Source organism: Burkholderia sp. BCC1998 (assembly GCF_905339875.1).
Lineage (GTDB): Bacteria > Pseudomonadota > Gammaproteobacteria > Burkholderiales > Burkholderiaceae > Burkholderia.
Window position 1 is genome coordinate 44,630 of the sequence record NZ_CAJPHE010000031.1, and the last position, 23,507, is coordinate 68,136.

Sequence of the window (23,507 nt, forward strand, 5' to 3'; positions counted from 1 at the left end):
CGTGTTCAGCCGGTTCAGCCGCGATAGAACGCCGGGCGTTCGGCCATCGCGATCGGCTCGACCGCCCCGCTCTGCTGCGCGCGCACGCACGCATCGGCCGCGACCGCCGCCGCATAGCCGTCCCACGCGGACGGCCCGGTCAGCGCACCCTGCCGCACGCCGTCGATGAACGCCTGCAGCTCGACGTCGTACGACGCGATGAAGCGCTCCTTCCAGTCGGTCATGATCTCGACCGACTGCCGCGCCGCGTGCTTGAGCCCGACCGCGGGCGGATCGGGCAGCTTCGCGATGCCGTTCTCGCCGACCACCTCGCACTGGATGTCGTAGCCGTATTGGCAGTTCACGAAGATCTCGACGTCGATGCGCACGCCGCTCGCGGTTTCGAGCAGCACGATCTGCGGATCGGCGAGATGCGCGGACGCATGGCGCGTCTTCTTCGGATAGACGACCTGCGCGCTCGCATAGTCCTCGCCGAGCAGCCAGCGCAGCACGTCTAGTTCGTGGATCAGCGTGTCGGTGATCGCCATGTCGGTCGTATAGCGCTCGCCGACCGACTGGTTGCGGTGCGCGCAATGCAGCATCAGCGGCGCGCCGATCTCGCCGCCGTCGATCACGCGCTTGAGCGCGCGATAGCCTTCGTCGTACGGACGCATGAAGCCGACCTGCACGAGCCGGCGGCCGTGCGCGACCTCGGCTTCGACGATGCGCATGCAGCCGTCGGCCGTGACGGCCAAAGGCTTCTCGCAGAACACCGGCTTGCCGTGCGCGATCGCGTCGAGCACGAACGCCTCGTGCGTCGGCCCCCACGACGTGACGAGCACGGCCTGTACGTCGGCAGCCGCGACCACTTCGTGGCCGTCGCCGTAGATTTCCGCGTCGAGCCCGTACTTCGTCACCGCATCGCGCGCCTGCTGCGGATCGATGTCGTTGACGGCCACCACGCGCGCGCCGGACAGCGTGCGCGTGAGCCTGCGGATATGGTCCTGGCCGATCGCGCCGCAGCCGATCACGCCGATTTGCAAGGTCATCCGGATATCTCCAGTCTCTGGTTCAACGACGGCGCGGCCCGTGCCGCGCCGGTCGGCAATGGTTCCAAAACGGGTCAGCGCGCGGCCGCCCGTTCGAAATGGCGTTCGACGTAGCGCTGGATCGTGTCGCGCATGTAGCGCGACGACGCTTCCGCGCGGTCCTCCCACGCGAACACGCACGACGACATCACGCCGTCGAAGCCGGCGCTGCCGAGTGCGCGGAAAAACACGTCCCAGTCGATCTCGCCCTGCCCGATGTCGAGATGCTGGTGCACGCGGATCTGGTTCGAGCCCGGCGGGTTCACGATGTAGCGCAGCTGGCTGCTCTTGCGGTGGTCGAACGTGTCGGCCACGCGCACGTGCGCGAGGATCGGCGCGGCGGCCGCGATCATCGCGGCCATGTCGTCGCCGTAATAGAACGTGTGCGGCGCGATGTACGACAGCTTCAGCGACGGCGAACCGATGTTCGTGACGATGTCGATCGCCGGCTGCAGTTGCTCGATCCAGTCTTCCGGATGCGGCTCGACCGACAGCACGATGCGTTCGCGCTCGAGGATCGGCAGCAGCTCGTCCATCGAACGGAACCACGCGGCTTCGCACAGCTCCTTCGGATTCGCGCCCGGCCGTTCGCCGACCGAGCGCTCCGGCGACGCGCCGCGCCCGAATTCGGAGACCATCAGCGGGCATTCCATCTCGAGCGCGACCTCGATCGCCTTCTTCCAGCAGCGCACCGCCCACTGCCGCTCGTCATCGAACGGGCTGGCCCAGCGGTACATCGGCTGCAGCGACGCAAGGCCCACGCCGCTCGCGCGCAACGCTTGCCGGAACGCGGCCATGCGCTCGCGCGTCGCGCGCGGCATCACCCACCAGTCGAGAAAGTCGCTGCGCGGCGACAGCTCGATCTGGTCGTAGCCGAGCTCGGCCACCGCATGCGGCAGCCGGTCGAGCGGCAGGTGGCGAATCATGTAGGGATCCAAAGCGATCTTCATTTTCTTCCCGATCGGTTGTGTTCGATCTCGGCCGGTCAGCGGCGCGATTTCTTGTTGCGATACTGGTCGGCGATCACGGCCGCGACGATGATCGCGCCCTTGACCATCTCCTGGTAGTACGCGTCGATCCGGATGAACGTGAAGCCCGACGTCATCACGCCGAGGATCAGCACGCCGATCACGGTGCCCGTCACGCGCCCGAGGCCGCCCGACAGCGACGTGCCGCCGATCACGACGGCCGCGATCGCGTCGAGCTCGTACATCACGCCCATGCCCGACTGGCCTGAGATCGCGCGCGCGGCCGTCACGGTGCCGGCGATCCCGCTCAGGAGGCCCGCGATCGCATAGACGAACACCAGATGGCGCGTCACGTTGATGCCCGATACGACGGCCGCGTGGCGGTTCGCGCCGATCGCATACGTGTACTTGCCGAAGCGCGTGTAGCGCAGCACGACGTGGAAGATCGCGGCCACCACGACGAAGATGATCACCGGGTTCGCGCCCGCGCCGATCGCCGCGAACTGGTCGGTCAGCATCGATACCGGCATCCCGTTGGTGAACCACTTCGCGAAGCCGCGCGCGGCCACCATCGTGCCGAGCGTCGCGATGAACGGCGGGATGCCCGTCAGCGCGATCAGCGAGCCGTTGAGCAGGCCGACCAGCAGCCCGACGCACACGCCGGCCAGCACCGGCCAGATGATCGGCAGGTCGGTCAGGTGCGGGAACACCGCGCGCGGAAAATCGGACACCTGCGCGAGGCTGGCCGACACGACCGCCGCCGCCGCGACGACGGACCCCGACGACAGGTCGATCCCGCTCGTGATGATCACGAGGTTCACGCCGACCGCGATGATGCCGATCACGGCCATCTGCAGCACGATGATCTCGAGCCGCTCCGCGTTGAACAGGAAGCTCTGCCCGACGACCAGCCAGCCGATCACCTCGAAGAACAGGCTGATGCCCACCAGCACCAGGAAGATGCTCAGTTCGGGCGGCCACTTCGCGTGCCGCGTCTTGATCGTCATGGACTGCGCGTCCGCGACCGGATTCAGGTTGCCCATTTCAGTTGTCTCCATGCTTGTTGCGGCTCAGCGCGAGGCCAGGTCCATGATGCGGACCTGGTCGGCGTCCTTGCGTTCGACGATGCCGGTCATCCGGCCTTCGTGCATCACCATCACGCGATCGCTCATGCCGAGCACCTCCGGCATCTCCGACGAGATCATCAGCACCGCGACGCCCTTGCCGGCGAGCGCGCTGACGAGCCGGTGGATCTCGGCCTTCGCGCCGACGTCGATCCCGCGGGTCGGCTCGTCGAGGATCAGGATGCGCGGTTGCGTGAGCAACCATCTGCCGATCAGCACCTTCTGCTGGTTGCCGCCCGACAGGTTCTGGATTTCCTCGTGCAGCCCGGGCGTCTTCACGCGCAGCATCCGGCTCATTTCCTCGCAGTCGCGTTTCAACTGCGCCTGCCGCACGAAATTGAACTTCACGTAGCGGTTGCTGAGCACCGCCGCTTCCATGTTCGCGAGCAGGTCGAGATTCAGGAAGCAGCCGGTGTCCTTGCGGTCCTCGGTGAGGAACGCCATCCCGTGCTTCATCGCCTGCGCGGGCGTGGCGATGCGCACCGGCTTGCCGTCGATCAGGATCTCGCCGGAGGTGGCCGGCACGACGCCGAACAGCGCCTCCGCGACGTTCGAGCGCCCCGAGCCGACGAGGCCCGCGACGCCGAGGATCTCGCCCGCGCGCAGCTCGAAGCTGACGTCGCGGAACACCCCGTCGACGCCGAGGTTCTTCACGGCCAGCACGACGTCGCCGATCGGCACCTCTTCCTTCGGGAACATCTGCGTGATCTCGCGGCCGACCATCATGCGGATGATGTCGTCGCGCGTGACGTCGCTCGACGCGTGCGTGCCGATGTACTTGCCGTCGCGGAACACCGAGAACTCGTCGGCGATCTCGAACAGCTCGTTCATCTTGTGCGTGATGTAGACGATGCCCTTGCCCTGCTCGCGCAGCTGGCGAATGATGCGGAACAGGTGCGTGACCTCCTTGTCGGTCAGCGCGGAAGTCGGCTCGTCCATGATCAGCACGTCGGAGTCGAACGACACGGCCTTCGCGATCTCGACCATCTGGCGGCTCGCGACCGTCAGCGTGCGCACGTCGGCTTCCGGGTCGATGTCGATCGACAGCCGCTCGAACAGCGCGGCGGTGCGGCGGCGCAGCTCGGCGTGATCGATCAGGCCGAAGCGGTTCTTCGGTTCGCGGCGGATCCAGATGTTCTCCGCGACCGTCATGTACGGCATCAGGTTGAGTTCCTGGTGGATCATCGCGATCCCGCGATCGAGCGCGTCGAGCGGGCCGTTCAGCACGACGGGCTCGCCGTTGATCAGGATCTCGCCCTGGTCGGGCGTGTAGACGCCGGCGATGATCTTCATCAGCGTCGACTTGCCGGCGCCGTTCTCGCCCATCAGCGCATGCACGGTGCCGCGCCGCACGCGGAACTGCACGCCGTCGAGCGCGACGACGCCGGGAAACGACTTGCCGACGCCGCGCACCTCGAGCACGCAGTCGGCGGCGGGCACACCGGACGAACCCGGTGCGGCGGACGAGGCGGCCGGCGCGCTTTCGCTCGCCATCGAGCGCGCCATCCTGGCTGTAAACATGGACGTTCCTCGAAAGTCACACGCGAACCCGGACACGCCGGGCCCGCGCAGTTCAGCGGAAAAACCGGTCAGTGCTTCGCGTACTGGTTCATGTTCTCCGGCGTGACGAGTTCGAACGGGACGTTCACGAAGCGCTCGACGGGCTGCTTCTTCGCCAGCTTGAGCGCGGCCGCGACGGCCTGCGCGCCCTGCCCGGCCGCGTTCTGGTACACCGACACCTTCAGCTCGCCGCTCTTCATCGCCGCGAGCCCGTCCGGCGTCGCGTCGATGCCCGCGACGACCGTCTTCGGCGTCAGCTTGCGCGCGGCCTTCAGCGCGTTGATCGCGCCGATCGCCATTTCGTCGTTGTTCGACACGATCGCGTCGAACTTCGTCCCGGAGCTCAGCCAGTTCATCGTGATGTCCTGGCCCTGCGTGCGGCTCCACTTGCCTTCGCGCTTGTCGACGATCTTCATGCCGGCACAGTCCTTGGTCGCGATCACGTCCTCGATGTCCTTCGTGCGCGCGCGCGCCGACTCGTTGGACAGCTCGCCCATCAGCACCAGGATGTCGCCCTTGCCGCCGAGCAGCTTGCACACCTGGCGCGCCTGCAGCGTGCCCGACTGTTTCTCGTCGGACGCGACCACCGCGACGCCGGCCGGCAGCTTGTCGAAATCGACCGGCTTGCGGTTCACGTAGACGAGCGGGATCTTCGCGGCGGTCACCATCTTGGTGATCTTCGGCGTCGCGTCGGTGTCGACCGCATTCACGATGATCGCGTCGACCTTCTGCGCGATCATGTTCTGGACCTGGCTCAACTGCTTGCCGACGTCGTTGCCGCCGTCCTCGATCTGCACGGTCGCGCCGTCCTTCTTCGCCGCATCGCCGATGCTGTTGCGCAGGATCGTCAGGAACGTGTCGTCGAACGATGCCATCGTCACGCCGATCTTCTCGGCATGCGCGAGCGGCATGGCCAGGATTGCGGCGGCCGCGGCGGCCATCAGCTTGGTCTTCATGATCACTCTGTCTCCTCATCTCCGGGGGCGGAAAAACGGCGCGTTGCGCGCCGCCGGGCCGAGTCCGATCGGATCCGATTCGGACTGAAGCATCCGGATGAAACTGTAGATCACTTCTTCGAAAATTTGGAAATTTATTTCTACGTGATTTCACCTAGGGAACTGGATTTCCAAAAAGTCTAGACTCCGTTCCGTAGCCCGATTCCTTGCGGCAGGCGTTCCCGTGTCGTGCCGCGCACGTGACGGACCGCCGTCGCAGGATCGGTCCCTCAATCCGCCGGCAGGGTCGAACGCCGGCCGCGAGCGTGATACGTGATATGAGCCCGTTGAACTTTCCGACTGACCGCCCCATCGATCTCGCCTGCCTCGGCCGCGTCGCCGTGGACCTTTACGCGCAACAGTACGGCAGCCGCCTGGAGGATGCGCGCAGCTTCCAGATGTATCTCGGCGGCTCGTCGGGCAACGTCGCGTTCGGCGTCGCCCGGCTCGGGCTGAAGACCGCGATGATCTCGCGCGTCGGCGACGAGCAGATGGGCCGCTTCGTGCGCGAGACGCTCGAGCGCGAAGGCTGCGACACGAGCCAGCTGCAGACCGATCCGGAACGCCTGACCGCGCTCGTGCTGCTCGGGCTGAAGGATCGCGACACGTTCCCGCTGCTGTTCGTGCGCGAGAACTGCGCGGACATGGCCGTGCGCGCCGACGAGATCCGCGAGGACTTCATCGCCGGCTGCCGCGCGCTCGCGATCACCGGCACCCATCTTTCGACGCCGGGCACCCGCGAGGCGTCGCTGACCGCGCTCGGCTACGCGCGCCGCCACGGCGTCGTGCGGATCCTCGACATCGACTACCGGCCGGTGCTGTGGGGGCTGACCGCGCGCGGCGCGGGCGAGAACCGCTACGTGCCCGACGCGCAGGTCACGCGGCAGCTGCAGCAGGTGCTCGGCGAGTTCGACCTGCTGGTCGGCACCGAGGAGGAATTCCTGATCGCGGGCGGCGTGCCGCACGACCTGATCGCGTCGCTGCAGGCCGTGCGCCGCGCGAGCGGTGCGGTGCTGGTGGTCAAGCGCGGCGCGCTCGGCTGCTGCGTGATTGAAGGCGACATCCCTGCGCGCATCGACAATGCGCCGACCTTCCACGGCGAACGCGTCGAAGTCCTGAACGTGCTGGGCGCGGGCGACGCGTTCCTGTCGGGCCTGCTGTCCGGGCTGCTGCGCGGGCACGGCTGGGCGCAAGCGACGCGCATCGCGAATGCGTGCGGTGCGATCGTCGTGTCGCGCCACGCGTGCTCGGCCGCGATGCCGACGCCGGCCGAGCTCGCGCACTGGTTCGGCGGCAGCCGCAATCCGCAGGTGGACGCCGATCGCGCGCTCGCGCACCTCCATCGCGTGACGGTGCCGCGCCGCGCATGGGACGACCTGTGCGTGATGGCGTTCGACCATCGCAGCCAGTTCTACGAGCTCGCGGTGCAGGCCGGCGCGGACGAGGCGCGGATCAAGACGCTCAAGCGCCTGCTCGTGCGCGCGGCCGAACAGGTCGAGCGCGATCGCCGGATCGAAGGCCACGTCGGCGTGCTGATCGACGGCGGCGCATATGGCCGCGACGCGCTCGCGTCGGCCACCGGCCGCGGCTGGTGGGTCGGCCGCCCGGTCGAGCTGCCCGGCTCGCGGCCGCTGTGCTTCGACGACACGCGCTCGGTCGGCTCGTCGCTCACGCACTGGCCGACCGAACAGGTCGTGAAGTGCCTCGTCCACTACCACCCCGACGACGACGTCGACCTGCGCGTCGCGCAGGAGCAGCGCGTGCTGGAGCTGTGGGAAGCCACGCGCGCGAGCGGCAACGAGCTGCTGCTGGAAATCATTCCGCCGCGCGCGGTCACGCCGCCCGGCACCGAGGACGACGCGGTGCTGCGCACGGTCGCGCGCTTCTACAACCTCGGCGTGATGCCGGAGTGGTGGAAGCTCGCGCCGATGAGCGCCGACGGCTGGGCCCGGCTCGAGACGCTGGTGGCCGAGCGCGACCCGCACTGCCGCGGCGCGGTGATCCTCGGGCTGAACCAGCCGTTGCAATATCTGGTCGACAGCTTCCGCTCGGCGACCAACCCGATCGTCAAGGGCTTCATGGTCGGGCGCACGCTTTGGGCCGACGCGTCGCTGCACTGGCTCGCCGGCCGGATCGACGACCAGGCGCTGATCGACGAAGTGGCCGGCAATTTCGCGCAGCTGGTCGACGCGTGGCTCGGCCGCCGTGCCGCCGCGCGCGCCGCCGCAGCCGCCTGATGCAGATGTCCGTGATGACCACCCGATTCCTCCTGATCGACAGACGATGACCACCACCGTGAGACTGACCGTCAGCCAGGCGCTCGTGCGCTACCTGGCCGCCCTGCGCGCCGAAGTCGTCCAGCCGGACGGCCGCACCGAGATCCTGCCGTATTGCGGCGGCGTGTTCGCGATCTTCGGCCACGGCAACGTGGCCGGGCTCGGCGAAGCGCTGCATGCCGAAAAAGAACGGCTGCCGACGTTCCGCGCGCACAACGAGCAAGGAATGGCGAATGCGGCCGTCGCGTTCGCGAAAGCGAACTTCCGCCAGCGAATGATGGCCGCGACGTCGAGCATCGGCCCCGGCGCGACCAACATGCTGACCTCCGCGGCGCTCGCGCACGTCGGCCGGCTGCCGCTGTTGCTGCTGCCCGGCGACGTGTTCGTGTCGCGGCTGCCCGACCCGGTGCTGCAGCAGGTCGAGGACTTCGAACAGGGCGACGTCAGCGCGAACGACTGCTTCCGGCCGGTGACGCGCTACTTCGACCGGATCACGTCGCCCGAGCAGCTGCTGGTCGCACTGCCGCGCGCGATCCAGGTGATGACCGACCCCGCGCAGTGCGGCCCCGTGTGCCTCGCGCTGCCGCAGGACGTGCAGACCTTCGCGTACGACTGGCCGGAGGATTTCTTCGCGCCGCCGGTGATCCGGATGCGCCGCCCGCCTGCCGACACGCTCGAACTCGCGGATGCGCTCGACGTGTTGAAAGCGGCGAAGAAACCGCTGATCGTCGCCGGCGGCGGCGTGCTGTACAGCCAGGCGTGGGACGCGCTGCGCACGTTCGCCGACACGCACGGCGTGCCGGTCGCCGAATCGCAGGCCGGCAAGGGCAGCCTCGCGTGGGACCACCCGCTGAACCTCGGCTCGATCGGCGTGACGGGCTCGCCCGCCGCGAACCGCGCGGCCGCGCAGGCCGACGTGGTGTTCGCGGTCGGCACGCGCCTGCAGGACTTCACGACCGGCTCGCACGCGCTGTTCGGCAATGCGACGCTGCTGAACCTGAACGTGCAGCCGTTCGACGCGGGCAAGAAACGCGGCCGACAATTGATCGCCGATGCGCGCACGGGCCTCGGCCAGCTGTCGGCCGCGCTCGCCGGCTGGCGCGCGGATGCGGCGTGGACGGCCGCGAACCAGGATCAGGCCGCCGCGTGGAACGCGCGCGTGACCGAGCTGACCACGCGCGTGCCGAAGGACACCCTGCCGTACGACGCGGAAGTGATCGGCGCGGTGCGCGACTCGGCGGCCGACGCGGGGCGCGACAGCGCGCGCGACGATCTCGTCGTGTGCGCGGCCGGCACGCTGCCGGCCGAACTGCACAAGCTGTGGCGCAGCGGCGTGCCGGGCAACTACCACATGGACTACGCGTACTCGTGCATGGGCTACGAGGTCGCAGGCGGCCTCGGCGCGAAGCTCGCGCGGCCCGAGCGCGAAGTGATCGTGATCGTCGGCGACGGCTCGTACATGATGCTCAACGCCGAACTCGCGACGTCCGTGATGCTCGGCCGCAAGCTCATCGTCGTGATCCTCGACAACCGCGGCTACGGCTGCATCGAGCGGCTGCAGATCAATTGCGGCGGCGCGAGCTTCAACAACATGCTCGACGACTGCGTGCCGGAAGGCGGCGAACGCTCGACGATCGACTTCGCGATGCATGCGCGCTCGATGGGCGCCGAAGCCGTGCACGTGCGCGACGTCGGCGAGCTGCGCAGCGAAATGAAGCGTGCGCGCGCAGCGAAGACGAGCCAGGTCATCGTGATCGACACGACGCACGAGCGCACGACCGCGGACGGCGGCGCGTGGTGGGAAGTCGCGGTGCCGCAGGTATCCGCGCGCGCCGGTGTCGAACGCGCGCACCGGACGTATCTCGACGAGAAAACCCGGCAGCGGCGCTGATCCGTTTCCCCATTCAATCCGCCGCTCCGCGAAAACAACATTCGAACCAAGGAAGCACGTCATGAGCTGGAACGTTCGCATCGGTATCAATCCCCTGTCGTGGATGAACGACGACCTGCCGTCGCTCGGCGGCGAGACGCCGCTCGAGACGGCACTGAAGGAAGGCGCCGAAATCGGCTACGCGGGCTTCGAGCTCGGCAACAAGTTTCCGAAGACGGGCCCCGAGCTGAAGGCGAAGCTCGCCGAGTTCGGGCTCGTGTGCGTGTCGGGCTGGTATTCGGGATTTCTGGCGGAAGTCGCGCCGGGCATGAGCGACGCCGATGCCGTCGAGGCCGAAATCGAGCGCTGCCGCGCGCACATGACGAAGCTGCAGTTCAACGACGTGAAGGTCGTGGTGTACGGCGAATGCGCGGGCACGATCCAGGGCAGCATCGACACGCCGGTCGCCAAGCGCCCGCGTTTCGTCGACGATGAAACCTGGCGGCGCTATGCGGCGCGCCTCGACGCATTCGGCGCGCACCTGCTCGAGACCTACGGGATCAAGCTCGCCTACCATCACCACATGGGCGCGTACGTCGAATCGCCGGACGACGTCGACCGGCTGATGGCGCTGACCGATCCCGCGAAGGTGTTCCTGCTGTTCGACACGGGCCACGCGTATTTCGGCGGCGCGGCCGATCCGGTCGCGCTGCTGAGGAAGCACGTGGCGCGCGTCGTGCACGTGCACTGCAAGGACGTGCGGCCGCAGGTCGTCACGCAGGCGCGCAACGGCGGCTGGAGCTTCCTGAACGGCGTGATCAACGGCACCTTCACGGTGCCGGGCGACGGCGCGCTCGATTACGAAGCGACGCTGCGCACGCTGAAGGACGCCGGCTACGAAGGCTGGCTCGTGGTCGAGGCCGAGCAGGACCCGGCCGTCGCGCCGAGCTATCAGTATGCGAAGAAGGGCTACGAATCGCTGCGCGCGATCGTCGACCGGTTGAGCGCGTAAGCCCCGTCATCTCATCGAGGAACCTCACGCCATGACGATTTCTCCCCTGCTGGTCAAGGCATCCGCCGACCGCGAAATCTGCAACGTGACGCCCGAGTCGGCCGGCTGGAAACACGTCGGCTTTCGCGCGCTGCGCCTGAAGGCCGGCGACACCGAAACGCTCGACACGGGCACGCGCGAACTGTGCGTCGTCGTGCTCACGGGCACGCTGCGCGCGCTAGTCGACGGCGAGACCTACGACGCACTCGGCAAGCGCGACAGCGTGTTCGAGGAAGTGTCGCCGGACGCACTGTACGTGCCGGGCGGCAAGACCGTCACGCTGGTGGCGACGCGCGACGCGGAAGTCGCGCTGTGCACCGCGCCTTACGCGAGCGGCGACAAGCGCGTGCAGCGCCTCGACGGCGAACGGATGCGGCGTGCGGTGCGCGGGCAAGGCACCAACACGCGCTACGTATGCGACATCCTGATGGGCGACAACCCGGCCGCGGACCGGCTGCTGGTCGTCGAAGTGATCACGCCCGCGAGCCACTCGAGCAGCTATCCGCCGCACAAGCACGATCGCGACGCGGCGCCCGACGAAACGTCGCTCGAGGAAACCTATTACCACCGGATCGATCCGCCGCAGGGTTTCGCGTTCCAGCGCGTGTACACGGACGACCGCAGCCTCGACGAGGCATGCGCGGTCGAGAACCACGACGTCGTGATGGTGCCGCGCGGCTATCACCCGGTGGTCGCGCCGCACGGCTACAACCTGTACTACCTGAACGTGATGGCCGGGCCGAGCCGCGCGTGGGCGTTCAAGAACGACCCCGCGCACGAGTGGATGCTCGACGCGGCGCCCGGGCGCTGATGCATTGACGCGCTGAACGATCGACGGCCGGCGCGCGACGCAGGACGCGCGCACGAGCCGGACTTGCGACGACACGGAGCTGCCATGCCGATCCCTTTCCCGCGCTGCGCGCCCACGCCCTTCGGCGACACGGCCTCAACGCCGATGCTGGCGCACTTCGATGCCGACGTCGCGCGCCGGCTCGGCGACATCGCGATCAATCTCGCGTCGCGCCGCGGGCTGCCGATCGCGGTCGGCATCGTCGGCGAAGCCGCACCGCTGTTCTATTGCGCGCTCGACGGCAGCCGCGCCCGCGACAGCGACGCGATCCGCCGCCGGCAGAACACGGTGTTGCGCTTCGGCGTCAGTTCGCTCGAGGTCGGCGCGCGCTTTCGCCGCGCCGGCTGGTCGTTGCAGTCGCAGGGATTGTCGGATGCCGACTATGCGCTCGACGGCGGCGGCGTGCCGCTGCGGCTGGCCGACGGCGGCATCGTCGGCGCGATGGCGATCGCCGGGCTCGACGACGAACGCGATCATGCGCTCGTCGTCGAGAGCCTGCGCTGGCATGTCGGCGCGAACGCGCTCGCGATAATCGCGTAGCGGGCGCGAGCCGGCGCGCGCGATCAGTGCAGCCCGCCGCTCGCGACGAGGCGCTCGCCGGTCAGCCAGCGCGCATCGTCCGATGCGAGGAACACCGCGACCGAAGCGATGTCGTCCGGCTCGCCGAGGCGGCCGAGCGGCGTCTGGCTTTGCACCTGCCGGTCGAGGTCCGAACCGATGATGCCCGCGCTGTGCGTGCCTTCGGTCACGATCATGCCCGGGTTGATCGCGTTCACGCGAATCTTGCGCGGGCCGAGTTCGAGCGCGAGCACGCCGGTGATCGCGTCGACGGCGCCCTTGGTGCCGCTGTACACGGCGCTCGCGGGCGGCGTGATGCTCGTCACCACGGAACTGATGTTGATGATGCTCGCGCCCTCGCCCAGATGCTTGACGGCGGCCTGCGTCGTCAGCAGCACGCCGAACACGTTCGTGTCGAACTGCCGGCGGTAGTGCTCTTCGGTGATCGCCTCGATCGGCGCGAATTCGTACACGCCGGAATTGTTGACCAGCACGTCGAGCCGGCCGTACGTGTCGATCGCCGTATCGACGATGCGCTGCGCGTCCGCTGCCTTCGACACGTCGCCGCCGACCGCGACCGCGCGGCCGCCCGCTTCGACGATCGCGCTCACGACCGCGTCGGCGCCGGCCTTGCTGCTCGCGTAGTTGACGACGACCGACGCGCCTTCGGCGCCCAGCGCCTTCGCGATTGCGGCGCCGATCCCCTTGGAAGCGCCCGTGACGATCGCGACCTTGCCTGCCAGCTTGCTCATGATTTCATTTCTCAGTCGGAAGACTTCGATGGATAGGTACCGGTCGCGCCTGTCGCGGCGCACCGGCCTTGCTGGCAATCTTCGCGGTTCCGGCGGCCGCGATAAAGCGGCTCGACACGAATTGACTGGCGAGGTTTGCCGAACAATCGGTCGACGGACGGTCAGCCGGCGCTCAGCCACGTGCCGACGACGTCGCCGCCGAGCCCGTCGAGCGCGCCGTCGTAGACGATCCGCCCGCGCCCCATTATCGCGACGCGCTGCGCGAGCCGCGGCGCGAGCTGCAGCCGCTGCTCGATCAGCAGGATCGCGACGCCGTCGTCCTGCAGCGCGGCAAGGCAGGCGCCGACTGCGTCGACCGCGAGCGGCGCGAGCCCTTCGGCCGGTTCGTCGACGATCAGCACGCGCGGGCGGCCGGCGAGCGCGCGCACCAGCGCGAGCACCTGCTGCTCGCCGCCCGACAGCCGCCCGGCCTTCACGTCGGCCCGCGCGGCCAGCAGCGCAAAGCGCGCGAGCAGCCGGTCGAGCGCGGCACGTTCGGCCGCGCCGCTCAGGCCGCGCAGCCCGAGCCGCAAGTTGTCGCGCACGCTCAGCAGCGGAAACACGTCGCGGCTTTCGGCGACGTACGCGACGCCGCGCCGCGCGATCTCGAACGTGCGCGCGCCCGCGCATTCGGCGCCGGCGATGCGCACCGAGCCCGCGGTGCGCACGAGCCCCATCACGGCCTTCGCGAGCGTCGAGCGGCCCGCGCCGTTGCGGCCGAGCAGCGCGAGCGTCTCGCCCGGCGCGAGCGCGAGATCGACGCCGTCGAGCACGGGCTGGCTTCCGTACCATGCACGCAGGCCGCGGATGTCGAGCAGCGCGCTCATGCACCCTCGCCGAGACAGGCGGCGCGCACGGCCGGGTCCGCGCGGATCGCGTCGGGCGCACCGGTCGCGACCACCGTGCCGCGCACGAGCACCGTGATGCGCTCGGCGAAGCCGAACACCGCATCCATGTCGTGCTCGATCATCAGCACCGTGCGGCCCTGCGTCGTCGCGCGGATCAGCGCGATCATCCGCGCCGCCTGGTCGCGGTTCATGCCGGCGGTCGGCTCGTCGAGCAGCAGCGTGCGCGCGCCGCTCGCGAGCGCGATGCCCAGATCGAGCGCGCGCTGTTCCGCATAGCCGAGTGCGCCGGCCGGCGCGTCGCGCCGCGCATCGAGGCCGATGTCGTGCAGCACGCGCGCGGCCGCGCGATCGACCGATGCCGATTCGCGCAGCCGGTTCCACCAGCGCCCCCGCTCGGCCGGTGCATGCAGCGCCGCGCAGCGCAGGTTGTCGAACACGCTCAGCCGCGCGAACGCACTCGTCTGCTGGAAACTGCGGCCGATGCCGAGCCGGCTCGCGACGACCGGCCCGCGCCCGCGCAACTCGACACCGTGCAGCACGACGCGCCCGCGCGTCGGCCGCGTCGCGCCGGCGATCACGCCGAACAGCGTCGACTTGCCCGCGCCGTTCGGCCCGATCAGCGCATGACGCTCGCCGGCCGCGATGCTCAATTCGATGCCGTCGAGCACGGTCTGCGCGCCGAAACGCTGCACGATCCCGTGGAGCGCGATCGCGTTGCCGTTCATAGCCCGTCCTCCCGCGTGCCGTGCCGGTGGTTCAGCAACCGCGCGCGCCAGCCCCACAGCAGCGTGCCGATGCCGGCCGCCGAGGCCGCGACGGCCCAGCCCGCCGGCGAATCGGCGTCGATGCCCCACGCGCCGAACGCGATGCCGGTGCCGTCGTCCTGCGCGAAACGCCACGCATAGCCGAGCTCGGCCGCGCAGACGATCGCGACGCCCCAGAACACGCACGCGCCGCCCCCGCACAACAGGCGCCACCGCTCGGCCGCCGGCGCGCCGCGCCGCAACGCATGCGCGAACGCTTGCGCGATGCCCGCGATCCCGCGCGGCGCGGCGATGACGACCGCGACGAACAGCACGCCGAGATACAGCGCCCATGCGCGCGACACGCCCGCGACGACGACGCTCAGCGCGGTCAGCACCACCGCGCCGGCCGCCGGCCCGAAGAACGTGCCGGTGCCGCCGATCACCGCGGCGATCAGCACGGTCGCCGAACGCGCCATCGACACGCTGTCGGGCGTCGCGATCTCGACGTCGATCAGCGTCAGCGTGCCGGCGATGCCCGCGAAGAACGACGCGCAGGTGACCATCGCGAGCCGCACGCGGCGCGGCTCGGTGCCGAGTGCGGCGACGCGCGCGGGGTTGTCGCGCACCGCGTTCGCGAGCCGGGCGAGCGGCGTGCGCGTCAGCGCGTGCATCGCCAGCGCCGACACGATGCACCATGCGGCGATCACCGCGTAGGCCTGCGTTTGCGCACCGAAATGCCAGCCGCCCCAGGGCGCGCCGCTCGCGCGGTCGATCGGCACGCCGCCGACGCCGCCGAACCACGCAGGCACGCTCCATGCGGCCGCCGCGACGCATTCGCCGAGGCCGAGCGTGATCATCGCGAACACGGTGCCCGCGCGGCGTGTCGCGAGCAGGCCGGCCAGGAACCCGAAGCCCGCGCCGGCCGCGCCGCCGACGAGCGGCAACAGCGGCAGCGGCGCGCCGACATGATTGAACCAGTGCGCGGCGGCGAACGCGCCGAGCCCCGCGACGGCCGCATGGCCGAACGACAGCAGCCCGGTCGTGCCGAGCTGCAGGTTGTACGACAGCGCGAGCACGACGAGCGCGGCCGTCTGCGCGAGGTAGCCGAGCACCGCGCCCTGCGGCCACAGCCACGCGGGCACGGCCACGCACGCGGCGAACAGCACCCAGCGCAGCGCGCCGGCCCGCGCGCGGCTAGCCATCGACACGCTCGCCGAACAGCCCGCGCGGCCGGGCGACCAGCACCGCGACGAGCAGCAGGTACGGGACCAGCGGGGCGAGCTGCGCGATCGACACGGCCGCGACGCCGTCGGGCAGCGCGAGGCCTGCCCATTGCGCGAGGTCGCGCAGCGACGTGTCGCTGGACGCCGCGAAGGTCTGCGCGAAGCCGACCGCGAGCGACGCGGCGAACGCGCCGCCGAGCGAGCCGAGCCCGCCGATCACGACGACCGCGAACACCACCGACCCGACGGTCTCGGCCAGCGCCGGCTCGATCACCGCGAGCGGCGCGCCGATCACGCCGGCCAGCGCCGCGAGCGCGGTGCCCGCGCCGAACAGTCCCGTCATCACGCGCGGCACGTCGTAGCCGAGCGCCTCGACGGCCGCGCGATGCGTGAGCGCGGCGCGCACGACGAGGCCGACGCGCGACGTGCGCAGCAGCGCGCCGAGCGCGACCAGCATCGCCGCGGACATCGCCATCATGAAGAGCCGGTAGCGCGGCAGCGCGAGGCCGAACACGGTCACGGGCGCGCCGTCGAACAGCGGCGGCACCGGGGCCGGCAGCGGTGCGAGGCCCCACAGCAGTTTCGCGCCCTCGCCGATCAGGTACGCGAGCCCGAAGGTCAGCAGCAGTTCGCTCGTGTGCCCGTGCGCCTGCACGCGGCGCAGCAGGGCGCGCTCGCAGCCGGCGCCGAGCAGCCCGACCGCGAGCGGCGCGAGCCCGAGCGCGGGCCAGAAACCCGCGCGGGCCGCGATGCTGTAGCCGACGTACGCGCCGAGCATGTAGAAGCTCGCATGCGCGAAGTTGAGCACGCCCTGCACGCTGAAGATCAGCGTGAGGCCGGCCGACAGCATGAACAGCAGCAACCCGTAGCTGAGGCCGTTGAACGCCTGGAGCGCGAACGCGTGCACCGCCGCGCGCCCGTCAGCCGGCGAGCGGTTCGAGCGCCGCGCGCAGCGCGTCCGGCAGCGGCACCGGGCGGCGCGTGCCGCGATCGACGTACACGTGCACGAAGTGTCCCTGCGCGGCCGGCTCGGCTTCGCCCGCTGCGAACAGCCCGATCTCGTAGCGCACGCTCGACGTGCCGAGCTTCGCGACGCGCAGCCCCGCGTCGACCGACTGCGGAAAGACGAGCGGCGCGAAGTAGTTGCACTGCGTCTCGACCACGAGCCCGATCGTCTGCCCGTGCTCGACGTCGAGCACGCCCGCGCGGATCAGGTATTCGTTCACGACGGTGTCGAAGTAGCTGTAGTAGACGACGTTGTTCACGTGCCCGTAGACGTCGTTGTCCATCCAGCGGGTCGTGATCGGCAGGAAGTGGCGGTAGGCGTCGCGCGGACGCGGCTGCGGCTTGTCGGACATGGCGGTGGCGATGGCGGTGGGCGGTCAGGACGAGGAAGATGAAGCGCACGTCGCGCGGCGGCCGTGCGGAACGGCCCGCCGGCGAATGGCGAGATGCCGCGCCGCGATCGTGCCCGGCGCGACGGACGACATGGCGGCGGCGCGGCCCGTCACTGCCCCGCTCGGTCGACGAATTCGAAATCGAGGCCGCGCGCGCGCATCCAGTCGGCGAGCGCGTAGCCGGTGCCGGCGCGCCACGGGCGCAGCAGCGGCGGATCGACGAGCCGGTATTCGAGCAGTTCCGGCGACAGCGCGACCGTGCCCGACGCGCGCACGTGGTACGCGATGATCAGTTCGTTCTTGCGGATGAATTCATAGACGCCGACCAGCGTGACCTGCTCGGCCTTCAGTGCGGTTTCCTCGAACACCTCGCGCGCGATGCCGTCCTCGGGCGTCTCGCCGTTCTCGAGGAAGCCGGTGATCAGCGCGAACATCCCTTCCGGCCAGGCCGCGTTGCGCGCGAGCAGGATCTTGCCGTCGAGCTCGACGATCGCGGCCACCACCGGCAGCGGGTTGTTCCAGTGCACGTAGCCGCACGTGTCGTCCGGGCAGGCCTGGCGGACGCGGCCGCCTTCGTGGTCGGGATCGGCGCGCTCGGTCAGCGGACGCGCGCAGCGCGGGCAAAAACGGTAGTCGGCGGTGGTCATCGATGGGGATCTGGCGAACGCCCGGCGGCGGCCTGCAAGCCGCGTCGCGCGCCCGCTCGGCGCGGGAAAGGCCTCATTCTAGCGAGTTTGCCCGCGCCGCAGACGATCCGGCCCCGGTGATGTCAGGGTTGCATGCGCGGTTGCGCGCGCCCGTGCGCGGCCGTCGCCGCGAAGCCGGCGGCACCGGCGAGCAACGCGCCAGCCGCGACCCACAGCGCCGGCGAGAACGACCCGAAGCGCGCGGTCAGCGGCGCGGCGACGAGCGGGCCGAGAATCTGCCCGACCCCGTACGACGCGGTCGCATAGCCCATCAGCCCGGCCGCTCGCTCGCCATGCAGCCGCCGCGCCTCGCGCATCGCGAACAGCGTGATCGCGGTGAACGGCAGGCCGAGCAGCGCGCTGCCGGCCGAGAAGCCGCCCGCGTTCGGCCAGACGATCCCCGCCGCGATCCCGAGCGCCTGCGTCGCGCAGCCGGCGGCGAGCAGCAGCCGGTTGTCCCAGTGGCCGGGCAATCGCGACGCGGCGATCGCGCCGACGATCAGCGCCGCGCCGAACATCGGCCAGAACAGGTCGGGCCACGGCGACCCTGCCGGCAGCGCGGCACGCGCGATCACCGGCAGGAACGTCGCGGTGATGATGTAGCCGAAGCCCGGCATCCCGTACAGCACGACGAGCCACGCGGCGTCGGCGCGATGGCGCCGTGCGTCGTGCGGTGCCGCGGCCGGCGCGGCCGGTCGCTCGCGCACGGCCGGCGCCGCGGCGCCCCGCGCGGCGGTTGTCGAGGTGGCCGGCCCCGGCGCGCTGCCGAACGTGCGCCAGATCGCGACCGACAGCAGCGCCGACAACGCAGCGAAGCCGAGCCAGCCGGGCGCCGCGCGATGGCCGGCGAGCGCGCTACCGATCAGCCCGGTCAGCACGATCCCGACGCCCGGCCCCGCGTAGATCACCCCGCTCCACTCGGGCGCATGCAGTTCGGTGAGCCGCCGCAGCCCCCATTGCGACACGAACACGAACGTCCATGCGCTGACGACGCCCGCGACGAAGCGCACCACGAGCCACATGGAGAGCAGATGGCCGACGCCCATCGCGGCGGTCAACAGCACGGTGGCGGCCAGCCCGAAGCGCACCATCCGCGCGGGCGCGACCCGCACGGCCGCGCAACTGACCGCGCCGACGAAATAACCCGCGTAGTTCGCCGACGCGAGCCAGCTGCCGGCCTTCAGGCCGATCGAGCCGTCGGCGAGCATCAGCGGCAGCAGCGGCGTGAACGCGAAGCGGCCGACGCCGAGCGCGACCGCGAGCCCGATCATGCAGGCGAGCGCGGCCGCGCGGGCGCGGCGGTCGGCGTCATCGGGCAGGTGTACGCCGGCGACGGCGCTCGAGGCATCGGAACGGGACATGGCGGCATGGGCCGCGCGCGGCGCGCGCCGGCCGGAACGGAAATCGGAATGCTTGTATCGTAGCTTGACCGAACGTTCTCGATAAATGAATAATCAAGAATCCACATATCTCCAGGAGAGAATCATGGACCTGGCGGCGCTGGCGATTTTCCGGGCTGTCGTGCGCGAGAACGGTGTGACGCGCGCGGCGGCGAAGCTCAATCGCGTGCAATCGAACGTGACGACGCGCATCAAGCAGCTCGAGGAGGAACTCGGCGCGGCGCTGTTCGTGCGCGACGGCCGCCGGCTCGTGCTGACGCCGGCCGGGCACACGCTGCTGCCGTACGCGGAGCGGCTGCTCGCGCTTGCCGACGAGGCGCGCGACGCGGTGCGCGAGGACACGCCGCGCGGACGGCTGCGCCTCGGCACGATGGAAAGCACCGCCGCGAGCCGGCTGCCGACCGTGCTCGCGCGCTATCACCATGCGTGGCCCGACGTGTCGCTGGAGCTCGTGACCGGCACGACCGGCTGGCTGATCGACAAGGTGCGTGATTTCGAGATCGACGCGGCGCTGTTTGCGCGGCCGCCCGAGCCGGACACGCTGCCCGACACGTTCGAGACGGTGCCGATCTTCCGCGAGGATCTCGTGCTGCTGACGCCGCGCGGCCATCCACCCGTGCGCACGCCGCGCGACGTGATCCTGCCGACGCTGGTCGCGTTCGAGCGCGGCTGCACGTACCGGAAACATGTCGAGCAATGGTATGCGGCGCACGGGATGAAGCCCGCGCGCGTGCTCGAACTCGGCTCGTATCATGCGATCGTCGCGTGCGTCGCGGCCGGTGCGGGCATCGCGGTCGCGCCGCGCTCGGTGCTCGAGTTGCAGCCCGAGACCGGCAACGTCGCCGCTCACACGATCCCCGAACTCGAAGGGATCGACACGCTGCTCGCGTGGCGGCATGGTTACGCATCGGCGGCACTCGCCGCGTTGCGTGATGCGTTGGGCGAGGCTGCGCGGGGGCCGGGTGATGCGACCAAGGCGGCGGTGGCCGCATCGGTGTCGGCCTGAGTCGGGATCGCCGGCGGCCGCTGGTGCGCGCGCTCAATCTTCATTCCGACACGGGCGATGCGGCCAGGGCGGTGGTGGCCGCGTCGGCGTCTGCCCGAGCCGGGAACGCAGGCGAGCGCCAGCGAGCGCGCTAATTCTTCATACCGACAAAAACAAAACGACCCGACCGGCACACGTGCCGATCGGGTCGTTTTTTTGATGCGAAGCGATGTGACGCGACGCGGTCAGCCCGACCACACCGCGTCACCAGCCATGCCGATCAAAGACGCTCTTCGACCCAGCCCTTGACGCCTGCCAGCGCGCCCGGCAGGTTCGCCGGTTCCGTGCCGCCTGCCTGCGCCATGTCCGGACGGCCGCCGCCCTTGCCGCCGACCTGCTGCGCGACGAAGTTCACGAGCTCGCCGGCCTTGACCTTCTTGCTTGCGTCCGGCGTGACGCCCGCGATCAGGCTGACCTTGCCGCCTTCGACGGCCGCCAGCACGATCGCCGCGCTCTTCAGCTTGTCCTTCAGCTTGTCGACCGTCTCGCGCAGCGTCTTCGCGTCCGCGCCGTCGAGCGTCGCGGCCAGCACGAACACGCCGCCGACTTCGATCGCCTGCTGCGCGAGCTCGTCGCCCTGGCTCGACGCGAGCTTCGACTTCAGCGCGCCCAGTTCCTTCTCGAGCGACTTCACCTGGTCCTGCACCTGCGCGATGCGTTGCGTGAGTTCCGACGGCTGCGCCTTCAGCGCGGCGGCCGCTTCGTTCACGCGCGCATCGAGCTCCTGCACGTAGCGCACCGCGTTGTCGCCGGTGATCGCCTCGACCCGGCGGATGCCGGCCGCGACGCCGCCTTCGACGACGATCTTGAAGAAGCCGATGTCGCCGGTGCGGTGCACGTGCGTGCCGCCGCACAGTTCGCGCGAGAAGCCGAGGTCGAGCACGCGCACTTCGTCGCCGTACTTCTCGCCGAACAGCGCCATCGCGCCGCCCTTCACCGCTTCGTCGTACGGCATCACGCGCACGATGCCCGGCGCGTTGGCCAGAATCTCGTTGTTGACGATCTGCTCGACGCGACGGATTTCGTCGTCGGTCAGCGGCGCGTTGTGCGCGAAGTCGAAGCGGGTTTTCTCCGCGTCGACGAGCGAGCCCTTCTGCTGCACGTGTGCGCCGAGCACTTCACGCAGCGCCTTGTGCATCAGGTGGGTCGCCGAGTGGTTGCGCTGCGTGCGGGCGCGACGATGCGCGTCGATTTCCGCGCGCAGCACGTCGCCGACCTTCAGCGTGCCCTGTTCGAGCGTGCCGTGGTGGCCGATCACGTCGGCCTGCACCTTCAGCGTGTCGGCCACGGCGAAGCGCGTCGCTGCATTCGCGAGCACGCCCTGGTCGCCGACCTGGCCGCCCGATTCCGCGTAGAACGGCGTGTGGTCGAGCACGACGACCGCATCCTGGCCGGTCTTCACTTCGTTGACGGCCGAACCGTCGACGTACAGCGCGACGACCTTCGCGTCGTCGAACGCGATCTCTTCATAACCGTGGAACGTGGTCTTCGCGCCCGAGTATTCGAGGCCCTGCGTGGCCTTGAACTTGCCGGCCGCGCGCGCCTGCTCGCGCTGACGCGCCATCGCGTCGTCGAACGCCGGCTCGTCGACCGTCATCCCGCGCTCGCGGCACACGTCGGCCGTGAGGTCGAGCGGGAAGCCGTACGTGTCGTGCAGCTTGAACGCGAGTTCGCCGTCGAGCACCTTGCCGCCCTTCGCGTCGACATCCGCCAGCGCCGCTTCGAGGATCGACATCCCGTGCTCGATCGTCTCGAAGAAGCGCTCTTCTTCCTGGCGCAGCACGTCGGTCACGCGCTGTTCGGCTTCCTTCAGTTCCGGATAGGCTGCGCCCATCTCGGCGACGAGGTCGGCCACCAGCTTGTGGAAGAACGAGCCCTTGCGGCCGAGCTTGTAGCCGTGGCGGATCGCGCGGCGCACGATGCGGCGCAGCACGTAGCCGCGGCCTTCGTTGCCGGGGATCACGCCGTCGACGATCAGGAACGAGCACGCGCGGATGTGATCGGCGATCACCTTCAGCGAGTTGTTCGTGAGGTCGCTGATCTCGGTCACGCGCGCGGCGGCCTTGATCAGGTTCTGGAACAGGTCGATCTCGTAGTTGCTGTGCACGTGCTGCAGCACCGCGGCGAGGCGCTCGAGGCCCATGCCGGTGTCGACCGACTGCTTCGGCAGGCGCGTCATGTTGCCCTGCGCGTCGCGGTTGAACTGCATGAACACGAGGTTCCAGATCTCGATGTAGCGGTCGCCGTCTTCTTCAGGCGATCCCGGCGGGCCGCCCCACACGTCCGGGCCGTGGTCGTAGAAGATTTCGGTACACGGGCCGCACGGGCCGGTGTCGCCCATCGTCCAGAAGTTGTCCGACGCGTAGCGCGCGCCCTTGTTGTCGCCGATGCGGATGATCCGCTCGGTCGGCACGCCGACCTCCTTCGCCCAGATGTCGTACGCTTCGTCGTCTTCCTGGTAGACGGTGACCCACAGCTTTTCCTTCGGCAGCTGGTAGACCGTGGTCAGCAGTTCCCACGCGAAGCGGATCGCGTCGTGCTTGAAGTAGTCGCCGAACGAGAAGTTGCCGAGCATCTCGAAGAACGTGTGGTGGCGCGCCGTGTAGCCGACGTTCTCGAGGTCGTTGTGCTTGCCGCCCGCGCGCACGCTGCGCTGCGCGGTCGTGGCGCGCGTGTACGGACGCGGATCCGTGCCGAGGAACACGTCCTTGAACTGGACCATGCCCGAGTTCGTGAACATCAGCGTGGGGTCGTTACCGGGCACGAGGCTCGACGAGCGGACGATCGTGTGGCCCTTCGATTCGAAGAATTTGAGGAATTTCTCGCGGATTTCGGCAGCTTTCATGGCGTGCGGGGAATGTCTGGCTGAGACGGCTTCAAACGCCGGCCGTCCTCGCGGACGCACGGCGGGCAGATATCGTAAACGAGCGATTATACGATACAGATCGGCGGCTCCCACGCCAGCGGCCCGCCGCGCCGGACGAGCGGCCTGGGCCACCGGCGCGGCCGATTCGCCTTAAGATGCTCGGCATGCCAATCCGCCTTGCCTCGG

The 23,507-nt window shown here is 69.7% G+C and carries 20 protein-coding genes; 6 read left to right on the top strand and 14 right to left on the bottom strand.

Annotation, left to right across the window (positions count from 1 at the left end; all coding sequences use genetic code 11):
* Positions 1-14: 14 nt before the first annotated feature.
* From U5A56_RS33725 to U5A56_RS33745, 5 genes are all read right to left on the bottom strand, one after another.
* The gene (locus U5A56_RS33725) at positions 15-1,028 is read right to left on the bottom strand and encodes a Gfo/Idh/MocA family protein (RefSeq protein WP_044846092.1); all 1,014 of its coding nucleotides are present in this window, start codon (positions 1,026-1,028) and stop codon (positions 15-17) included.
* 74 nt (positions 1,029-1,102) lie between these two features.
* On the bottom strand, positions 1,103-2,017 hold the full coding sequence (locus U5A56_RS33730) for a sugar phosphate isomerase/epimerase (protein WP_321810376.1): 915 nt from the start codon (positions 2,015-2,017) through the stop codon (positions 1,103-1,105).
* 35 nt (positions 2,018-2,052) lie between these two features.
* The gene (locus U5A56_RS33735) at positions 2,053-3,078 is read right to left on the bottom strand and encodes an ABC transporter permease (protein WP_014722872.1); all 1,026 of its coding nucleotides are present in this window, start codon (positions 3,076-3,078) and stop codon (positions 2,053-2,055) included.
* 27 nt (positions 3,079-3,105) lie between these two features.
* Positions 3,106-4,680: a sugar ABC transporter ATP-binding protein gene (locus tag U5A56_RS33740; RefSeq protein ID WP_044846094.1), complete on the bottom strand. Its 1,575-nt coding sequence runs from the start codon at positions 4,678-4,680 to the stop codon at positions 3,106-3,108.
* Positions 4,681-4,748: 68 nt separating this feature from the next.
* A complete protein-coding gene (locus tag U5A56_RS33745) occupies positions 4,749-5,675 on the bottom strand; it encodes a sugar ABC transporter substrate-binding protein (protein ID WP_044846095.1) in 927 nt (308 codons plus the stop codon).
* A gap of 317 nt (positions 5,676-5,992) precedes the next feature.
* Between U5A56_RS33745 and U5A56_RS33750 the strand changes: the two genes are divergently transcribed.
* The 5 genes from U5A56_RS33750 (at position 5,993) to U5A56_RS33770 (ending at position 12,301) form a co-directional block, all read left to right on the top strand.
* Positions 5,993-7,951: a bifunctional 5-dehydro-2-deoxygluconokinase/5-dehydro-2-deoxyphosphogluconate aldolase gene (locus tag U5A56_RS33750; protein WP_321926855.1), complete on the top strand. Its 1,959-nt coding sequence runs from the start codon at positions 5,993-5,995 to the stop codon at positions 7,949-7,951.
* A 46-nt stretch (positions 7,952-7,997) separates the two neighbouring features.
* Positions 7,998-9,881 (top strand): 3D-(3,5/4)-trihydroxycyclohexane-1,2-dione acylhydrolase (decyclizing), encoded by a 1,884-nt coding sequence (gene iolD / locus U5A56_RS33755; protein ID WP_321926857.1) that lies wholly within the window; start codon positions 7,998-8,000, stop codon positions 9,879-9,881.
* Between the two features lie 61 nt (positions 9,882-9,942).
* Positions 9,943-10,872: a myo-inosose-2 dehydratase gene (gene iolE / locus U5A56_RS33760; RefSeq protein ID WP_124523020.1), complete on the top strand. Its 930-nt coding sequence runs from the start codon at positions 9,943-9,945 to the stop codon at positions 10,870-10,872.
* A 31-nt stretch (positions 10,873-10,903) separates the two neighbouring features.
* Complete coding sequence (gene iolB, locus U5A56_RS33765) at positions 10,904-11,722, top strand: 5-deoxy-glucuronate isomerase (protein ID WP_321926860.1); 819 nt, start codon at positions 10,904-10,906, stop codon at positions 11,720-11,722.
* 84 nt (positions 11,723-11,806) lie between these two features.
* Positions 11,807-12,301, top strand: coding sequence for a heme-degrading domain-containing protein (locus tag U5A56_RS33770; protein WP_321926862.1), 495 nt, complete (start codon positions 11,807-11,809; stop codon positions 12,299-12,301).
* A 23-nt stretch (positions 12,302-12,324) separates the two neighbouring features.
* Here U5A56_RS33770 and U5A56_RS33775 read toward each other — a convergent pair whose 3' ends face one another.
* From U5A56_RS33775 to U5A56_RS33810, 8 genes are all read right to left on the bottom strand, one after another.
* Positions 12,325-13,071, bottom strand: coding sequence for a glucose 1-dehydrogenase (locus U5A56_RS33775; protein WP_257774079.1), 747 nt, complete (start codon positions 13,069-13,071; stop codon positions 12,325-12,327).
* 161 nt (positions 13,072-13,232) lie between these two features.
* The gene (locus U5A56_RS33780; protein WP_321926864.1) at positions 13,233-13,937 is read right to left on the bottom strand and encodes an ABC transporter ATP-binding protein; all 705 of its coding nucleotides are present in this window, start codon (positions 13,935-13,937) and stop codon (positions 13,233-13,235) included.
* Positions 13,934-14,683 (bottom strand): ABC transporter ATP-binding protein, encoded by a 750-nt coding sequence (locus U5A56_RS33785; RefSeq protein ID WP_321926866.1) that lies wholly within the window; start codon positions 14,681-14,683, stop codon positions 13,934-13,936. The genes U5A56_RS33780 and U5A56_RS33785 overlap by 4 nt, the downstream gene beginning before the upstream one ends.
* The gene (locus U5A56_RS33790) at positions 14,680-15,906 is read right to left on the bottom strand and encodes a branched-chain amino acid ABC transporter permease (protein ID WP_321926868.1); all 1,227 of its coding nucleotides are present in this window, start codon (positions 15,904-15,906) and stop codon (positions 14,680-14,682) included. The genes U5A56_RS33785 and U5A56_RS33790 overlap by 4 nt, the downstream gene beginning before the upstream one ends.
* Entirely contained in the window at positions 15,899-16,834 is a 936-nt protein-coding gene (locus tag U5A56_RS33795; protein WP_321926870.1) for a branched-chain amino acid ABC transporter permease, read from the bottom strand. Before U5A56_RS33795 ends, U5A56_RS33790 begins: the two co-directional genes overlap by 8 nt.
* A 13-nt stretch (positions 16,835-16,847) precedes the next feature.
* Positions 16,848-17,285 carry a thioesterase family protein gene (locus U5A56_RS33800; RefSeq protein ID WP_321822053.1) on the bottom strand — a complete coding sequence of 146 codons (438 nt, stop codon included), beginning with the start codon at positions 17,283-17,285 and terminating at the stop codon, positions 16,848-16,850.
* Between the two features lie 149 nt (positions 17,286-17,434).
* On the bottom strand, positions 17,435-17,971 hold the full coding sequence (locus U5A56_RS33805) for an NUDIX domain-containing protein (protein WP_321926872.1): 537 nt from the start codon (positions 17,969-17,971) through the stop codon (positions 17,435-17,437).
* A 122-nt stretch (positions 17,972-18,093) separates the two neighbouring features.
* Positions 18,094-19,371: a YbfB/YjiJ family MFS transporter gene (locus U5A56_RS33810; protein WP_321926874.1), complete on the bottom strand. Its 1,278-nt coding sequence runs from the start codon at positions 19,369-19,371 to the stop codon at positions 18,094-18,096.
* A gap of 124 nt (positions 19,372-19,495) precedes the next feature.
* Between U5A56_RS33810 and U5A56_RS33815 the strand changes: the two genes are divergently transcribed.
* Positions 19,496-20,416 carry a LysR family transcriptional regulator gene (locus U5A56_RS33815; RefSeq protein ID WP_321926876.1) on the top strand — a complete coding sequence of 307 codons (921 nt, stop codon included), beginning with the start codon at positions 19,496-19,498 and terminating at the stop codon, positions 20,414-20,416.
* 259 nt (positions 20,417-20,675) lie between these two features.
* On the opposite strand, the gene alaS is transcribed toward U5A56_RS33815, so the two are convergent.
* Positions 20,676-23,300 carry an alanine--tRNA ligase gene (gene alaS, locus U5A56_RS33820; RefSeq protein ID WP_321926878.1) on the bottom strand — a complete coding sequence of 875 codons (2,625 nt, stop codon included), beginning with the start codon at positions 23,298-23,300 and terminating at the stop codon, positions 20,676-20,678.
* Between the last annotated feature and the right edge of the window lie 207 nt (positions 23,301-23,507).

Excerpts from the sequence above, each read along its gene's own strand:
- U5A56_RS33810 (WP_321926874.1), bottom strand. The coding sequence starts at position 19,371 with ATGTCCCGTTCCGATGCCTCGAGCGCCGTCGCCGGCGTACACCTGCCC.
- U5A56_RS33735 (WP_014722872.1), bottom strand. The coding sequence starts at position 3,078 with ATGGGCAACCTGAATCCGGTCGCGGACGCGCAGTCCATGACGATCAAG.
- U5A56_RS33780 (WP_321926864.1), bottom strand. The coding sequence starts at position 13,937 with ATGAGCGCGCTGCTCGACATCCGCGGCCTGCGTGCATGGTACGGAAGC.
- alaS (WP_321926878.1), bottom strand. The coding sequence starts at position 23,300 with ATGAAAGCTGCCGAAATCCGCGAGAAATTCCTCAAATTCTTCGAATCG.
- iolB (WP_321926860.1), top strand. The coding sequence starts at position 10,904 with ATGACGATTTCTCCCCTGCTGGTCAAGGCATCCGCCGACCGCGAAATC.
- U5A56_RS33725 (WP_044846092.1), bottom strand. The coding sequence starts at position 1,028 with ATGACCTTGCAAATCGGCGTGATCGGCTGCGGCGCGATCGGCCAGGAC.
- U5A56_RS33800 (WP_321822053.1), bottom strand. The coding sequence starts at position 17,285 with ATGTCCGACAAGCCGCAGCCGCGTCCGCGCGACGCCTACCGCCACTTC.
- U5A56_RS33785 (WP_321926866.1), bottom strand. The coding sequence starts at position 14,683 with ATGAACGGCAACGCGATCGCGCTCCACGGGATCGTGCAGCGTTTCGGC.
- iolD (WP_321926857.1), top strand. The coding sequence starts at position 7,998 with ATGACCACCACCGTGAGACTGACCGTCAGCCAGGCGCTCGTGCGCTAC.
- U5A56_RS33750 (WP_321926855.1), top strand. The coding sequence starts at position 5,993 with ATGAGCCCGTTGAACTTTCCGACTGACCGCCCCATCGATCTCGCCTGC.
- U5A56_RS33775 (WP_257774079.1), bottom strand. The coding sequence starts at position 13,071 with ATGAGCAAGCTGGCAGGCAAGGTCGCGATCGTCACGGGCGCTTCCAAG.
- U5A56_RS33730 (WP_321810376.1), bottom strand. The coding sequence starts at position 2,017 with ATGAAGATCGCTTTGGATCCCTACATGATTCGCCACCTGCCGCTCGAC.
- U5A56_RS33790 (WP_321926868.1), bottom strand. The coding sequence starts at position 15,906 with ATGGCTAGCCGCGCGCGGGCCGGCGCGCTGCGCTGGGTGCTGTTCGCC.
- U5A56_RS33770 (WP_321926862.1), top strand. The coding sequence starts at position 11,807 with ATGCCGATCCCTTTCCCGCGCTGCGCGCCCACGCCCTTCGGCGACACG.
- iolE (WP_124523020.1), top strand. The coding sequence starts at position 9,943 with ATGAGCTGGAACGTTCGCATCGGTATCAATCCCCTGTCGTGGATGAAC.
- U5A56_RS33805 (WP_321926872.1), bottom strand. The coding sequence starts at position 17,971 with ATGACCACCGCCGACTACCGTTTTTGCCCGCGCTGCGCGCGTCCGCTG.
- U5A56_RS33745 (WP_044846095.1), bottom strand. The coding sequence starts at position 5,675 with ATGAAGACCAAGCTGATGGCCGCCGCGGCCGCCGCAATCCTGGCCATG.
- U5A56_RS33740 (WP_044846094.1), bottom strand. The coding sequence starts at position 4,680 with ATGTTTACAGCCAGGATGGCGCGCTCGATGGCGAGCGAAAGCGCGCCG.
- U5A56_RS33815 (WP_321926876.1), top strand. The coding sequence starts at position 19,496 with ATGGACCTGGCGGCGCTGGCGATTTTCCGGGCTGTCGTGCGCGAGAAC.